This window comes from Virgibacillus sp. GM2-2, from assembly GCF_055329585.1.
Window position 1 is genome coordinate 195,217 of sequence record NZ_JBUZWC010000003.1, and the last position, 15,498, is coordinate 210,714.

The 15,498-nt window shown below is 36.1% G+C and carries 14 protein-coding genes and 1 pseudogene; 2 read left to right on the plus strand and 13 right to left on the minus strand.

From position 1 onward, the window contains the following. Nucleotides 1-164: 164 nt before the first annotated feature. Both ACY9Z2_RS06085 and ACY9Z2_RS06090 read right to left on the minus strand, forming a co-directional pair. Nucleotides 165-1,301: an MDR family MFS transporter gene (locus tag ACY9Z2_RS06085; RefSeq protein ID WP_463608723.1), complete on the minus strand. Its 1,137-nt coding sequence runs from the start codon at nt 1,299-1,301 to the stop codon at nt 165-167. Nucleotides 1,302-1,642: 341 nt separating this feature from the next. Further along, nucleotides 1,643-2,638, minus strand: coding sequence for a DUF3231 family protein (locus ACY9Z2_RS06090; RefSeq protein WP_463608724.1), 996 nt, complete (start codon nt 2,636-2,638; stop codon nt 1,643-1,645). 220 nt (nt 2,639-2,858) lie between these two features. Here ACY9Z2_RS06090 and ACY9Z2_RS06095 point away from each other — a divergent pair, with 220 nt between their 5' ends. After that, the gene (locus ACY9Z2_RS06095; protein ID WP_463608725.1) at nt 2,859-4,145 is read left to right on the plus strand and encodes an NCS2 family permease; all 1,287 of its coding nucleotides are present in this window, start codon (nt 2,859-2,861) and stop codon (nt 4,143-4,145) included. Between the two features lie 153 nt (nt 4,146-4,298). Here the strand turns inward: ACY9Z2_RS06095 and ACY9Z2_RS06100 are convergent, their stop codons facing one another. The 4 genes from ACY9Z2_RS06100 to ACY9Z2_RS06115 form a co-directional block, all read right to left on the minus strand. Beyond that, the gene (locus ACY9Z2_RS06100) at nt 4,299-4,769 is read right to left on the minus strand and encodes a peptide-methionine (S)-S-oxide reductase (protein WP_463608726.1); all 471 of its coding nucleotides are present in this window, start codon (nt 4,767-4,769) and stop codon (nt 4,299-4,301) included. 133 nt (nt 4,770-4,902) lie between these two features. Beyond that, entirely contained in the window at nt 4,903-5,388 is a 486-nt protein-coding gene (locus ACY9Z2_RS06105; protein WP_463608727.1) for a DinB family protein, read from the minus strand. 197 nt (nt 5,389-5,585) lie between these two features. Further along, complete coding sequence (locus ACY9Z2_RS06110; protein ID WP_463608728.1) at nt 5,586-6,098, minus strand: RDD family protein; 513 nt, start codon at nt 6,096-6,098, stop codon at nt 5,586-5,588. Between the two features lie 141 nt (nt 6,099-6,239). Continuing rightward, a complete protein-coding gene (locus ACY9Z2_RS06115; RefSeq protein ID WP_463608729.1) occupies nt 6,240-6,863 on the minus strand; it encodes a lysozyme inhibitor LprI family protein in 624 nt (207 codons plus the stop codon). Nucleotides 6,864-7,312: 449 nt separating this feature from the next. Here ACY9Z2_RS06115 and ACY9Z2_RS06120 point away from each other — a divergent pair, with 449 nt between their 5' ends. After that, entirely contained in the window at nt 7,313-8,191 is an 879-nt protein-coding gene (locus tag ACY9Z2_RS06120) for an AraC family transcriptional regulator (protein ID WP_463608730.1), read from the plus strand. 117 nt (nt 8,192-8,308) lie between these two features. On the opposite strand, the pseudogene yfkAB reads toward ACY9Z2_RS06120, so the two are convergent. From yfkAB to ACY9Z2_RS06155, 7 genes and pseudogenes are all read right to left on the minus strand, one after another. Beyond that, nucleotides 8,309-9,372: pseudogene (gene yfkAB / locus ACY9Z2_RS06125) on the minus strand (radical SAM/CxCxxxxC motif protein YfkAB). Nucleotides 9,373-9,621: 249 nt separating this feature from the next. Next, nucleotides 9,622-10,872: an MFS transporter gene (locus ACY9Z2_RS06130; protein ID WP_463608731.1), complete on the minus strand. Its 1,251-nt coding sequence runs from the start codon at nt 10,870-10,872 to the stop codon at nt 9,622-9,624. An 82-nt stretch (nt 10,873-10,954) separates the two neighbouring features. After that, on the minus strand, nt 10,955-11,554 hold the full coding sequence (locus ACY9Z2_RS06135) for an ArsR family transcriptional regulator (protein ID WP_463608732.1): 600 nt from the start codon (nt 11,552-11,554) through the stop codon (nt 10,955-10,957). Between the two features lie 268 nt (nt 11,555-11,822). Beyond that, nucleotides 11,823-12,257 (minus strand): cell wall hydrolase, encoded by a 435-nt coding sequence (locus ACY9Z2_RS06140; RefSeq protein WP_463608733.1) that lies wholly within the window; start codon nt 12,255-12,257, stop codon nt 11,823-11,825. A 209-nt stretch (nt 12,258-12,466) separates the two neighbouring features. Beyond that, nucleotides 12,467-12,673: a copper chaperone CopZ gene (gene copZ, locus ACY9Z2_RS06145; protein ID WP_463608734.1), complete on the minus strand. Its 207-nt coding sequence runs from the start codon at nt 12,671-12,673 to the stop codon at nt 12,467-12,469. 29 nt (nt 12,674-12,702) lie between these two features. Then, complete coding sequence (locus ACY9Z2_RS06150) at nt 12,703-15,087, minus strand: heavy metal translocating P-type ATPase (RefSeq protein WP_463608735.1); 2,385 nt, start codon at nt 15,085-15,087, stop codon at nt 12,703-12,705. Between the two features lie 12 nt (nt 15,088-15,099). Then, nucleotides 15,100-15,402 (minus strand): metal-sensing transcriptional repressor, encoded by a 303-nt coding sequence (locus ACY9Z2_RS06155; protein ID WP_463608736.1) that lies wholly within the window; start codon nt 15,400-15,402, stop codon nt 15,100-15,102. Between the last annotated feature and the right edge of the window lie 96 nt (nt 15,403-15,498).

Sequence of the window (15,498 nt, forward strand, 5' to 3'; positions counted from 1 at the left end):
CTGGTTGACATTGAAAAAAGCCAGTGCTTCTTTAAAGCACTGACCTTTTCAACCAGTTATCCAACTAGACCTCCCCAATCAAAACACCATTTTGTTCATCTTCTTGCGCTTTATCAACACCATCCTGACCCCGAACCCTCTCCTCTAAACTAGGAATAATATTATTAATCAACACATACCCAATCACACCCGTGATCAACAAAAATATACTCGAAGGCATTAACTGCCATATAACTACTACGTTTATCATCAGGTGGAATCGCAGCCATATAGCTTTGTTGAACTGGTACGCGCATTAGCTCGCCTAATGTTGCAATTACCATTGCTATGAATAAAATCCAAACGTTATCAAAATAACTGATGGCCGTATAACCGATTGTAAATAATACAATGGATGTTAAAAAGACATGCTTATCTTTATACTTGTGAACGATTTTGGTAATAAGTGCTGCAAAAATTACCACGAGAACGGTATTTTCTGTTCGCAAGATTCCGGTCATTTGCAAACCGTCGATCGACCAGTTAAATACGTCTTGTATGGGCATCCCTTCATGTAGCCTTACAGCTATATAATTCGTTAATTGAAATTCTAGCGACTGAATGAATAACCCTGCAATCACAAACAAGATAAACACTTTATCCGACGCGACTGTTTTATAACTTTTGATAATATCAGTAAAGACACGAAGCTTTCCTGTACTTTTCTTTTGATCGGTAGCTTGCTTTGGAATGTAGCTTTCTTCGATGAAGAAGATAATTACAATTGCCAATACAAACGTAATAATCGTCATCCCAATGAATAATTCGAACAAATAGTCCTCAAATAGGAACGCTCCGACAGCTCCACCTATTGCCATCGAAAGGTTACCTGACCAATACATGATGGAGTACATAAGTTTTCGTTGCTCTGGCTTACTGACATCAATAAGCATAGCATCTGTTGCTGGTCCTTCAATTCCCCAACAAATACTACCTACCAAAAACATGAAAAAGGTTAAGGTTGGTGATTCGAACCAAGGTGAGTTAGCGAGTGTCATTACGACCATCGACACAGCTCTTACGACTTCTGCTATGACCATTAACTGCTTCCGTCCCAACTTATCCGATAAATAGCCACCGTACATCCCAACCAATGCACCAATAATAATATTAATGATTAATAGAATTCCAGTTAATTTTGCTCCAAAGTGGACAGCGAAATAAATGGCCATAAATGGAAAAATCATACTCCCAATAATTTCACTAAAGAATCCAAATATGATTCGCAACTTAATATTTGGATGAAAATCTCTAAATTTCATTTTTGTTTCCCCCATTTCTTTCTATCCGGGGTCTAAGCTAAAGCATAAACGCACAGATATTAACTGTCCTAATCATATAGCGTTATGCTATAAATTACTTCGGGCATTGGGTTGAATGAATCTCGGTCTTGAGACGGAGATTATGATGAAATTAATGTGGTCACTATAGGATAATAAAAAAATGAGATCTTACAAAAATGAAATTCAATAATTTATAAAATCGTATTAAAACAAAAAAATGTAAGTGATTGCTTAAGAAACATACACTTACATTTGTCCTACTGTCTTACAGTACAATAATAGACGTGTAAAAGTAACGATTCATTTTACTACCACGCTCACTATTCCAAGCTATTAACATCCATTCTAGGAGGTTCCTCCAACCAACCATTTTCAATCATAATCGAAACACCTTCTCGCATAAATTCATACGTATCTTTACCGAATATCATTGATTTTGCGTTCAGATCTTTTCGCAAGCTAAAACCGGTACCAAAACCATGACCGCCAATACTAAAATTGGATAAAAGATATGTACAATACATCATAAGCCTTTCAGAAAATGGAGCTTCCTGTGAGCTTGTAATGGTTCCACCAGGTGTGACTGGAGATTGGATATCATTCTGAAGAAAGATTTGCTCTGTCTCATTAATCATTTCCTTTGACAATTCTTTCCCTTTCATAAAATATTTCTTGACATCGTTATTTTTGGCACATTGCGCAAAACCTGTCATTAGTTGCATACCTGTAGTATTTGTCTCGACACCATGATAAAAAATTCCAAGCTCAACAATATTCAGCGAGCGTTTGTCCCGCAAGAAATTCGTTCCTTTAGTATATTTTTTGTCATTTACAAAGTCACCCGACTTCGGCATGTTAATATAGTTTGGATAAGAAAGAAACCCTTTTTCAAGCAAATATTGGGTGAAGTGTTCATAATACGTTTGCGTAAGTTCTGTCAGTTCCCGATAAAATTGTATAATATCTTTCCGATAAGACATCGTAACATGGAGGGTATACATTCCCATACTTATCTCTTTTAAAATTCGACTAAACATTATATCAAAACCATTCCCAAATAATTTAGGGGCACCCAAATTAACGTCTTGTTTCGTAAAACCGACTGGTACCGCAGCCCCTTCATTTTCAATCATCGTTTTCATTGTTTTGACTTTAGCATCAAGTTTTTCGTGTAATCCCAACATTAGACTTTTGGCTTCTTGATCATCTGCCGTTTGAATGAAGTGCTCCAAAAAACGCAGAATCATTGTTTTTTTGTGGTATGTAGTCCATAATGCGCTCAGTTCTGAAGAAGTCATTTTAGGTTTAGTGAACATTTAATTTCCTCCGTAGCATTTTTTAAACAATCTACTTTAGTTTGAAGTCCTTATTCAAATTTATACATCGTCTATTATGATATATGGAAAACCATTGAACAAAGGCTTTATCCAGTATAAATTTGACTTACTACCCTATTCCGCTTATACTATAATCTTGTGGATTATACTTAGCTATAATCGGGTGGGAGAGGGATAGAAGGAAATATGAGGAGATTTCATGCCTTATAACAAACAAAATCCGAGTAACACGCTAGCGAAAGGAAATTGGCGTTCGGAGATTATAGCTGGACTGATTGGTTACCTGACTACGGTATACATTGTGGCGGTGAACGGTTCGATCCTAAGTGAAGCTGGAATATCAATCGAAAGTGGCATGATGGCTACGATTCTAGCAAGCTTTGTTGGAACATTGTTCATGGGACTTTACGCGAAGTTACCATTGATTCTAATTCCAGGAATGGGGATTAATGCACTTTTTGCCTATTCTATCGTGGAAAGCACAGGGCTTAGTTTTCAGGAAGGTTTGGCAGTAGTACTCGTTGCTTCGATATTATTTCTTATTACGGCGTTTAGTCGGCTGGGAGTGGTATTGAAAGAAGCGATACCGAATTCGTTGAAGCATGCAATTACCGTTGGCTTAGGGTTTTTCTTAATCTTAATTGGATTAGAAAAAAGCGGACTTGTTACAAGTGGTGAACATACGATTGTTGCAATAGGCGATTTCACCTCACCAACTGTAATCGTAAGTCTATTAACCTTGTTTTTAGCGATATTTTTATTTGTTAAAAATGTACCAGCGAATTTTTTGATTACGATGATTAGCGGTACGGTGTTAGCGTATGTTTTCGGGATTCTGGATACCGGTGCTAGTACAGTAAATGTGAATGCTGAGGAATTACTTTTTATTCCATCATTTACAGCAATAGATGAACTGTCATTCTGGTTAGCTGTTTTCCCGCTTGCGATGATCCTTATTTTTGAAAACATGGGATTGTTACATGGACAACTACACATGTTGAAAAAAGAAAACCGTTACGAGAAAGCATATCATGTAACAGCTTTTTCATCGCTCGCATGTGCGTTTCTTGGAACATCACCAACTGTTTCAGCAGCTGAGAATGCGGCAATGATCGCGGCAAAAGGAAAAACAGGGAAAGCTGCAATTACAGCAAGTATCTTATTCCTAGCGACAATAGTTATCATTCCGTGGATATCGATCATACCGAATACAGCAATTAGCCCGATTCTTATCATTGTAGGTGTGCTAATGGCGCAAAATATTCGTCATATTTATTTAGACGATTTATCCGAAGCAATACCTGCATTTCTAATCGCTGTCATGATTCCATTCACGTACAGTATCGCTGATGGAATGGCATTTGGCTTTATCGCCTATCCAATTGTGAAACTAGCACTTGGAAAGCAACGCGAGCTGTCATTTGCATTAGTAATCATATCATCGCTGTTTTTATTTGACTTTTTGATGAAGATAATTGGATTCTAAAATAAGCCATACTGCACAAGTTGTTGATAGGACTTGTGTGGTATGGCTTTTACTATTTTTGGTTCTTTTCCATCAAAGTAGGGGTATCATTGTATACTTATATATCTTCAGCAATCACGCTCTTTACTTGAACAATGATTACTTAAATCTTTATTACTTATATCGACTTAATATTTCTGCTGGAATATGACAATAATCATTTGGACATTTAGATAACCTGTCTTGATGCTCTTCTGCACTTCTCACATAGTTTATAAGAGGTAATACTTCAACGACTATAAAGTCATAATCATTTCTCTCACTTAGAAATGCCTTAGCCTCTTTTAAGTGTTCTGGCTTTTCACTATATACTCCCGTTCTGTATTTCTCGCCAACATCCTGGCCTTGTTTATTCAAACTGTATGGATCAATGATTTCAAATAAATATCCCATTAATTCCCTGATTGTTACAACCTCCGGATCAAATCCCGTTTTAACGCATTCGGCGTATCCATCATAATCACCCTCGAGTGTATGACTTGTTCCATTAGCTCTTCCCGCTTCTGTAAACATAACTCCAGGTAAAGTTTTTATAAAAGCTTGTACTCCCCACAAGCATCCACCTGCAAAATATACTACTTCCATATTGCACTCTCCCTTAATCATCAAATGGTAGAACAATCCTAGAATGGAGCACAGTTCTTATTTTTTCTTTGTCCCTTATAGATACCTAATAATAAAACCACTGCATTTGCGATTAATCCCCATGTAAGTAAGATTACTTATCACTACGATTCCAGCTTTTTTGCAATTTTCGTATATAAACGATTTGACCAATATGATAGGCGTTATGTGTAATAGCATTTCCGAGTAAATCATGCCATTTAGCTTGTACCGGGAATCCATTTACATCACTTTCGAGTTGTTTCTCGGTCAGTAGACCCTGCCATTGTAACAGCACCTCTAATAATTCCTCTCTTAATTCATTAAATACTTTGTTTTCTGGAATTATAAAACTTTTATCGTTATCCTCAAGAGACAGAACAGCTTTAAAATCAGATTTTTCGTATCTTATTTGCCATGTCTCATTCCAGTAAATTAAATGCTGCACAATTTCAGCGATACTATGACTATCTTCAGTCGGCCTCCAAAATGCTTCTTCCTCAGATAAATTTTGAACTGTTACTGTAAATGGAAGGTACCAGCTAGGATCATTGGCATTTGCTAAGAACTGATCTAATATAACATCTTGAACACGTGACATGATTTTCATCTCTCCTTCATAATAAAGGTACAGAGAACTTATGGGGAACAACCATGATTACAAGTTACCCTATACTATAAATAATCCTAAAATTATTATACTCAATATCACTCTCTAACTTTTCAATTATTGAACGAGAAAGAACCTCCTAATATACCAAATAATGAAATCGACTATTTTATAAGTGATAATTTTGGTTAACAAACTACTTTCGTACCTGCTACCCAATCATAAATGTTTTTCCTTTTTTTATTGGTAAGAGGAGTAATTAAATATATCAATATTATAAGATTAACAGTAAGTAAGATCACATAAACAATAACCTCAGAAAAGTCAGTTGGAAGCATTAAACGCCAAATACAAAAGTGACCAACCTCCCATGGCAAAAACTTGATTGCTGATCGAAAAACGGAGCGACCAATTCCAATCCGCTGACCGGCTTGATCAACTACACGGATGCCCATTTTTCTCTTTCCCAATGTCCCCTTCCATTTTGAACATTCGCAAAGAATAAAATAAAGCGAAACTGGTAACGTTATCATAAGAAACCCTGTCAATTCAGCTGTTACTGGGGAACTTGAAAATAAGGGATTAATATATGATTGAAATACTAAAGAAATGGTACCTAAAACAAAAATACCGTACATAAGGATAACGAGATAATCTAATAAGAAAGCGTAAATGCGGATTTTGAATGACGCATGGGACATAGTGCATCGGCTCCTTTATTTCCATTTCAAGAATCTCTCAAAAAACAACCACCACTATAATATTACTATTAAACCCCAAACAGTTATTACAAAAAGCTGTATCACACAGATGGAAATAAATTGATGGTTAGTATTGAAAGATTATTCCATGTACTCTTCAACTAATTCAAAGCATCTTTCAACTGTAAGATTGTTTTGGACCGTTACATACTCTAATTGTTCCATCGTTCCGCCGTTATATTTAAGCGATGCTTCTTTTGCAGTTTTATCTCGGTAATCTATCCAGTCACGTTGTTCTTGTCTTAGTTTGTCCATCTCTTCTGAAGGAAGTTGCTTCTTTAGCACTCCATATATTTCATTTAACAGTCCATCCCAAATGTCATATAAATCCCCTTCTACCTTTTTCATAGCAAATGTTGTGCCGTCTATAGGATTTTCTCGCATCTCTTCCATTTCTTTTTTAGCATCGTTTAGTTTCTGGACATATTCATCTTTCACACCCGACAAACTATTCGTGGAGGAATCCTCTTTTGTAGAATCATTATTGTCTGTATCCGCTTTTTCGTTTGTATCATTATTTTCTGAATCACTACTATTTGTGTTGAGGTTCTCTTTACTTGAATTTTTTTCAATTGAGCCGCTAACCGTATTATTTTGGGGCTGGTTATCCAATGCTTTTGACTCCTCAGATGAATTCTCGCAAGCAGTCAGTAAAACTACAACTCCTATTAGCATTACCATAATAATTTTATGATTATTTTTCATTAAACTACTACCTTTCTTGTTTGGATAAGTTATTTGCATAAGTAAAATGAATCAAATTTACTTCTAGCTTTGTTTTTCTAACAAACAAAGATTTTCTCCTTTTAATTATACGTTTTAATGTAACATTCCGTTTCAACTTATTACCAAATTAAAACATATTTTAATAGGAGCTAAAATGTTCACATTTCTGGTGTCTCTATTATCTTCATAAAAAATCATCAATTAACTGCCCTATCTGCAGAACACTTAAAGACTATGATAACATTAATGATATTCTTTTAAGATAAATCGAGTAATTTATCAGTTATTTAACGTTACGAATGACTAATAAAGATTACTATGAAATGATTATGTAAGTAATAAAAAAAGTTCCGATAATTTCCGTATGAAAAACATCGAGTAAAATAAAGATTTCAAAGATAAAATGATTTTGTGAAGGAGGGAAATGAATGCTACACGAATTTAATAATTTAATGGATTACATCGAAGCACATTTAACGGAAGATATCTCGGGAAAAGATGTAGCTAAAATTGTAGGACTATCAGATTATCATTTCAAAAGAATGTTTTCGTATATGGCTGGAATGTCATTGAATGCGTATATCAAAAATAGGAGATTATCATCTGCCAATGTTGAATTAATAGACGGCGAGAAAGTTACAGATATTGCGTATAAATATGGCTATCAATCGATTGAAGGATTTTCAAGAGCTTTTCGTGAATGGAGTGGTTTTCTACCTTCAGAAGTAACGAAAAATAAAATTCAAAAATCATTTCCCAAATTATCATTCGTTATCGATGTAAAAGGAGGAAGATCCATGGAATTCAAAATTGAAAACAAAAAGAAGTTTAATATCGTTGGTGTTTCGAAAAGAGTCCCTATTCAATTCGAAGGTGAAAATAAAGCTATCATAGAGCTAGCCCAATCAATTACCCAAGAACAAAGGAATGAAATGCATGAATTAGCTGATTTATATCCGCAGCATGTATTAAATGTATCTTATGATTTTGATGATGGTTTCTTAGAAGAAAAAGGATCTTTAACGCATATGATCGGTTTTGCAACCACAAAAGAAAATTCATTCGATGATCTAAAGCAAATTTCTATTGAAGAGAGTTTATGGGCAATATTTCCGAATCATGGGCCCTTCCCTACTACACTTCAAGAAACTACTGCAAGAATTTATTCTGAATGGTTGCCTTCTTCAAATTATGAGATAGTAGATTTACCTGGAATTTCTTTTACAAAGCACAATGGCACATCGGAAAATGTATATAGCGAAATCTGGATGCCAGTAAAGAAAAAAGCTAGCATTAGACTTGAATGATTATTACAGAAATGAATGCTATTAAAAATTCACCTATCCTATTAGACCAGTCTACAAACGCTGACTGGTCTATTTAAAATAGATAAAAGATCAGCGCTTAACCAGACTAATCTTCAATTATAAACTGATTTGAGCCTTTCTCTTCCTAAAATCAACGTCTGAATAATAAGTGTTCTTTACAAGCAAATTTGGTCCGAGACACTTTACCGCTGGGCAATGACAATTCAGGCTTTTAGCTGTCGGTGTATTCACCCATTTTGAATATGCAACGGGAAGTGATATGTCCTGTATATTTCCAAGTTTGGGTTCGTCTCCAAAATCGGTGACGATAATGTCACCTGTAAAGATATTAACATTCAACCTAGAACGGCCATCAGGATCATTCCGTACACTCACATTTTCCTCACGATACAATCTTTTTAATAAATCCAAATCTGCTTGTGAAGCACTGCACGGATAAAATGGCAACGTTCCAAACAACATCCAGATATCTTTGTGCTGATGATCAAGCAGTCGGTTAATCGCAATACGAGTATCATCCAATTCTAGCGTTTCTAATGCGCTTGCAAAATCCACTGGATACATGGGATGAATCTCATGCCGTTCACAATCCATTTCACGAACTTGGTCATGAATATGCTCTAAATATGGGAAAGTACGTTTATTCAGCATCGTTTCCGCCGAAACCATTACACCTTCATTGGCAAGTCGCTGTGAATTATCTATCATACGTTCAAAAAAATTTTTGCGGTTTTCTTTAGATGGTTTTCGCTCCATATTGGCAAAACCAATTTCCACAAATTCCTCGACAGTACCCCAATTGTGGGAAATATGTAATACATCCAAAAATGGAATAATAGATTCATATCTTTCATACGGCAATGTCAAATTTGAATTTATTTGTGTTTTCACACCGCGACTGTGTGCATATTTTAATAGTGGAAGCACATGATTACGAATGGACTTTTTATTCATCATTGGCTCACCGCCGGTAATACTCAGCGTACGGAGGTGCGGAATTTCATCCAGTCGTTTCAAAATAAGATCCATTGGCAATGCATCAGGATCCTGTGATTGCAGGGTATAACCGACCGCACAATGGGCACAGCGCATATTGCAAAGTGTCGTAGTCGTAATTTCACATTTGATAACGTCATTTCTCCATGTTCCTCAACATCCATGTATGCTTCCCACGGATCATTGGTTGGCGTAATGGTTTGTATGTTTGTTCTTGTAGGCAATTAAGAAAACTTCCTCTCTATTTGTGTTTCTGTTTATTTATTGTACGGGGTGACTTCCGTAAAATGAATCTATAATCATTTTAGCATATAAGGAAGATGCGACGAGCAAATGTAAAGTATCTATTTAATAGGCGTCATAAAACTCTATCCATTTTTATCTAAATTGACGTTGCACTTATTTATTTGACGTTAATCTGCTTCTCTTAATATTGGATTTGCGAAAAACAATAGGATTACACTAAGTATTAATGGAACTGAACTCCAAGCCATGATGGTCTGAATTTGTATTCCCAGCCCCAAAATAAAAGAAGTTACTGCATATGAAAGTGGAATCAACCCTAACGAACCCGTGCGGATTAAGCTCATTACGCGCCCAACTTTGGAATTATCTGAATGGGCTTGAACCATGGAAATTAACGGAATGTTAACTGCTGGATTGAGCATCCCAATAAAAATTATAACTCCAATAGCTAATCCAAGCGTTTCAACCTGACTAAATATAAGCATACCAATTCCTTGTAGTGCTATTAAGTATAAGGCATAAGATCCTCTCTTTCGGTGAATATTAACCATCCCTAATACAACAGAACCAATAATCATCCCAAAAGTGAAACCTCCCTGCACGAAACTAAAATCTATGGAATTACCATTCAATACACCTTCCACAAAAATTGGAAGTCCCATCATTAATGGTCCAGATATAAAGAAGTTTACAATAATTGTAATGATAAACAATGCCTTTAGTAATGGAGACTGCCAAGTATAGACAAACCCTTCCTTTAGTTGAGCTTTAAAAGAATTTTTAACCATCTTCTTTTCTTTTTGGTCTTCGTTACGACGCTTTATAAATAGTACCCCTATTCCGGAAAAACATAAAAATAGAGAAATAAGTGCCAATATTAGAGTATAACTGACAATACTGATTAGTACTCCTGCAAGTAGCGGACCTGTAAAAAGAGCGATTTGGATCGCTCCTTGAATGATCGAGTTCGCGCGTGTAAGCTGTTCGATCTTAACAACTTTTGGTAATAGAGCATCTCTTGCCGGCTCTAATAATCCTCCACAGACTCCAAAAAAGGCTGCATTGACAGCAAGTGCCCAAATTGGAACCTCTGATAAATACCTGAAGAGTACTGCAAGTAGGATTAATAATAGTGCTTGTGACATATCAGACAGGAACATAATTTTTGTTTGTTTGCTTCTATCTGCCACCACTCCGCCAATAACCATGGAAACTATTCTCGTACTCGTTAAGCAGATCAATACAATGCCAAGAGCAGCTTCCATTCCGAGATCTTCAACCACGTACCACGTTTGAATAAACATAAACATAGATAAACTTAAGCTTGATATTACGGTTACGAACCATAATAGAATAAACGATTTGGATTTTGATAAAGGAATTGTTAATTCACTTTCCGACATCTTTGCATTTTCCACCATAACTCACTCCATATAATTATTTTACTCGGTTAAAATAAATTAACCGTCTATCTAAAAAAAAGAGTCATTTGCTACGACTCTACTTTTTCTTTTCAAAAGAACTTTCCTCTATCTTTAAGCCAAGCATATGAAAATAGTAAAGTTTGCTATCAGGAGAAGGTTCTGGCCGTTGAATCTCCGCAAGCTCTTCCATCAGATCCGAAAATTTCTGTTGCCAGGTCATGAAATCTTCCTCTTTAGCATGAATTTCGTATGCACTCGATCTATACTTCCACTTTGCAGGATCCTGTGAGCTAGACTGGTCTAGTAAAGATTCTTCCGGTGCAGCAAGAATTCTTCTTTTCGATTGCTCTAACATACTGATCATCATTGTTCTGACCGTTTCCGTCATATCAGAATAAGGAAGGAGGGATTGATCAGGCACGAATCCCCCAGCAACTGCTTGATAAAACTTTTGTACAATCCCATTCTTTTCTTCCTTGTGTACAATCTGGACAAGTTCATTCTTCTCTAATTCTTTTAAATGATAATGAATACGTGCTCTAGAAAGATTAAATACCTCAGAAAGTTGTTGTCCAGTCTTAGGTTTTTCCATTAATCGTAAAAGTAACTCAGATCGAAAAGGATCACTCAGTGCTTTCAGCTGTTCATGGGTAGTTAATAGTTTTATATCCTTCATCAGTTCCTCCATTTACTCGGTAAAATTAATTTAACAATAGTATCTTACAAATATTTTCTGTTGTCAATTAACTTTATTGATTAGTAAAAGGCACAAATCAAATTTGTGCCTTTTTCCATGAACTTGATAGTAAAATAATGTTGTTGGCGTTCTTTGCTTTCGTATCCCAATATTCAAAAATCAACGTTTAGTATTCTTTCGCTTCATCTTTTAAACTAAGCACATAATTTAAGTACTTTTAACTGTTTTCCTGGATAAATACAATAACTTAATAAACACTGGGACAAGTTCCGGCTGCTGGTTCATAGTAACAATGATTTTTATACCTGCCTGCAAAAGGTTCACCGTACCACGTAGGAGGACATGGAGCATACGGATTGAAATACCAAAGAGCATATTTCGCTGGGTATTGCCTCCAATATTTCAAATTCTTTTCTGCTAATCTTTTCTCAACTTCTCTTGCGCCATTGTAAAATAGATTTCCTTTTTGAACAGCTTCAAAAGAATAATTTCCACCTTGTACTTGAAAAATGACATCTCGAATTGATCTTACACTTCTAAAATCTAAACAATCCGCTTTAGCCCGATTTACAATTACATTTCCCACATATAACATTCCTTGTTTTCCTTCACCAACGGCTTCCGCTCGCATCATCCTTGCCATTAGAGCAACATCCGCACTTGTATATTTAACTATTGGCATTTTTTCACCCCAAGATAGTGTATGAAAAAGCTATTATTGTGTCATTAAATCGAAAATCCTAATCGATTGCGGAAAATTAGAAAACCTGTTTTATCGACAGATGTCAAAAACCCTAGTTGCCCTAATACTGATATTCCTAAAAATCTTATATTTTTCTGTGTAAAAAAAGCTGATTTTCACAACGGAAAACCAGCTTCTCATTTATATATTTATGCTTCAATATCATAGCCTTGTTCTTCAATAGCTTCTTTCATGGCATCAACTGTTACTTTTGATTCTTCAAACGTAACAGTTACATTACCAGCTTCTAAATTAACTGCAGCTGCTGATACGCCATCCAGTTCTTTTAATGCACCTTCAACTGACATTTTGCAATGACCGCATGTCATGCCTTGTACGCTTATCGTTTTTTCCATGATCTTTCACCTCCTTTAAAATTGGATTCTTATAGTTTTACTCGCTTTAGGCGAAGTGAGTTAGCAACAACACTTACCGAACTTAATGCCATTGCAGCACCAGCAATCCATGGTGCAAGCAGGCCGATTGCTGCAACTGGGATTCCTGCTGTATTGTAGCCGAACGCCCAGAAAAGATTTTGACGGATATTTCGAATCGTAGCATGACTGATTCGAATTGCTTTCGGTATGAGTAATAGTTCTCCACCAAGAATGGTAACATCAGCTGCTTCAATCGCCACTTCTGTACCAGTTCCAATAGCAATCCCAATATCTGCAGTAACCAATGCAGGCGCATCGTTCACACCGTCACCAACCATTGCTACCTTTTTACCCTGTTTCTGAATTTCTTTGACTTTATCAGCTTTTTCTTCTGGTAATACTTGCGCAATTACTTGATCGATTCCAACTTGTTTGGCAATGGCTTGTGCTGTTCGTTCGTTATCACCTGTTAGCATGATTACTTCAATTCCCAACTCTTTTAATTGCTTAATCGCTTCAGGTGCTGTTTCTTTAATGGTGTCGGCAACCGCAACAATACCGCGAAGATTACCATCAATAGCAATTAACATAGCTGTTTTACCATTTGTCTCATATTCAACTAATTTTTCTTCTGAATCTTTCATTTCTATTTGGTGATCCACCATTAATTTTCGATTTCCAACAAGAATTTGTTTTCCAGAAATTGCTGCTTCAATACCATGACCCGGTATTGCATTAAAGTCATCCACATCCAACAACTCAATTTCATTTTCTGTTGCGTATGTCACAATTGATTCTGCTAATGGATGTTCGGAACTTTTTTCAGCACTAGCTAATAATTGTAATGATTCTTGATCACCAGTAAAATCAGTTACTTCTGGTTTTCCTTTTGTGATGGTTCCTGTTTTATCAAGAACGATCGCCTCTAATTGATGAGTTCTTTCTAGATGTCCTCCACCTTTGAAAAGAATTCCATTTTCTGCTGCCTTTCCTGTACCAACCATAATAGATGTTGGTGTTGCAAGTCCTAAAGCACATGGACACGCAATAACCAACACAGCAATTGCAGCAACTAAAGCAGGTTCAAATTGACCAGGTTGGACAAATGCTATCCAAATGATAAAAGTTACGATTGCAATTCCTACAACGATTGGTACAAAATATCCTGAAATTACATCAGCCAATCGTTGGATTGGTGCTTTCGATCCTTGCGCTTCTTCCACAACTTTGACAATCGATGCAAGGGCAGTATCTTTACCTACTTTTGTCGCTTCCATTTCAATTGAACCATTCTTATTTATGGTAGATCCAATGAGTTTTTCACCAGGATCTTTTTCAATTGGAATGGATTCCCCTGTAATCATCGATTCATCGACAGATGTTTTTCCTTTTACAACCATACCGTCTACAGGTATCTTCTCTCCTGGTTTTACAACTAACCGATCACCAACAGCAACTTCCTCTATTGGAATCATAACTTCCTCGCCATTTTTTACTACGCGAGCTTCTTTTGCCTGTAAATTAAGTAATGAAGATAGTGCATTCGTTGTTTGACTTTTAGCTCGAGCTTCCAAATATTTACCAAATAATATTAATGTAATTAATACTGCACTCGTTTCAAAATATAAATGCGGCATATATCCAGGATTACCGATGGTTTTAAATGCTTCGTATAAACTGTAGAAATACGCGGCACTGGTACCTAATGCAACCAACACATCCATATTTGCTCCACCATTTTTCAAGTTTTTATATGCACCAACATAAAATTGCCATCCGATGATAAACTGAACGGGCGTTGCTAATGCAAATTGGAACCACGGATTCATGAATATTTCCGGTAGACTCATCCCAAATAAGTGAACGAGCATCGTTACTAATAAAGGGGCAGATAGTAATGCCGATACAATTAACTTCGTCTTCTTATGATGTAACTCTTTTTCTTTATAGGTCTGTTTTTCTTCTGCCTCTGCTTTTGGTTTCGCATCATAACCAATTTTTTGGATTTTCTCAATTAAAGCCCCTTGATCAACTAATCCAGCGTTATACTCGATCGTTGCACTTTCTGTCGTTAAGTTTACTGTTGCATGCTTAACACCATCTTGTTTGTTCAAAACTTTTTCAATGCGGGTAGAACATGCAGCGCAAGTCATTCCAAAAACATCAAATTCAGTCTTCTCCATTAGAACACCATAACCTATGTTCTCTATTTTTGCCGTAATATCTTCCATTGAAGCTTTTGCTGAATCATAATCGATGGTTGCCTTTTCCGTTGTTAAATTAACTTGAGCTTCTACCCCATCCATCTTATTTAATACTTTCTCAACGCGATTGGAACAAGCAGCACAGGTCATTCCTGTTATACCAAGTGTTGCATGATTTGTTTCGCTCATCATAAATCCCTCCTACTTGGAAAACTGCTTCATAACAGTCATTAGTTCCTCGATCGATTCTTTGCCTTCACCCTGTTTAATAGCATCACTGACACAATGATTGATATGACGTTCGGTGACAGCGAAACCTACATTTTTTAACGCGGATTGAATGGCGCTAATTTGTACTAAAATATCTACACAATAACGATCTTCTTCCACCATTTTTTGTATTCCGCGCACTTGACCTTCTATACGTTTTAAACGATTTGTAACTTTCTGCTTTTCATCGTTTGTTCTTGGTTTTGTTGGGTGATCATGTAAGAATTTATCCAATGTAATCACTTCCTTTTATTTTATATTTATACTATACCCCCATAAGGTATTTTTGTCAACGAATAAGTTTTTTCATGTAAAAACAAATTACTCCCC

Excerpts from the sequence above, each read along its gene's own strand:
- ACY9Z2_RS06085 (WP_463608723.1), bottom strand. The coding sequence starts at position 1,301 with ATGAAATTTAGAGATTTTCATCCAAATATTAAGTTGCGAATCATATTT.
- ACY9Z2_RS06090 (WP_463608724.1), bottom strand. The coding sequence starts at position 2,638 with ATGTTCACTAAACCTAAAATGACTTCTTCAGAACTGAGCGCATTATGG.
- ACY9Z2_RS06095 (WP_463608725.1), top strand. The coding sequence starts at position 2,859 with ATGCCTTATAACAAACAAAATCCGAGTAACACGCTAGCGAAAGGAAAT.
- ACY9Z2_RS06100 (WP_463608726.1), bottom strand. The coding sequence starts at position 4,769 with ATGGAAGTAGTATATTTTGCAGGTGGATGCTTGTGGGGAGTACAAGCT.
- ACY9Z2_RS06105 (WP_463608727.1), bottom strand. The coding sequence starts at position 5,388 with ATGTCACGTGTTCAAGATGTTATATTAGATCAGTTCTTAGCAAATGCC.
- ACY9Z2_RS06110 (WP_463608728.1), bottom strand. The coding sequence starts at position 6,098 with ATGTCCCATGCGTCATTCAAAATCCGCATTTACGCTTTCTTATTAGAT.
- ACY9Z2_RS06115 (WP_463608729.1), bottom strand. The coding sequence starts at position 6,863 with ATGAAAAATAATCATAAAATTATTATGGTAATGCTAATAGGAGTTGTA.
- ACY9Z2_RS06120 (WP_463608730.1), top strand. The coding sequence starts at position 7,313 with ATGCTACACGAATTTAATAATTTAATGGATTACATCGAAGCACATTTA.
- ACY9Z2_RS06135 (WP_463608732.1), bottom strand. The coding sequence starts at position 11,554 with ATGAAGGATATAAAACTATTAACTACCCATGAACAGCTGAAAGCACTG.
- ACY9Z2_RS06140 (WP_463608733.1), bottom strand. The coding sequence starts at position 12,257 with ATGCCAATAGTTAAATATACAAGTGCGGATGTTGCTCTAATGGCAAGG.
- copZ (WP_463608734.1), bottom strand. The coding sequence starts at position 12,673 with ATGGAAAAAACGATAAGCGTACAAGGCATGACATGCGGTCATTGCAAA.
- ACY9Z2_RS06150 (WP_463608735.1), bottom strand. The coding sequence starts at position 15,087 with ATGAGCGAAACAAATCATGCAACACTTGGTATAACAGGAATGACCTGT.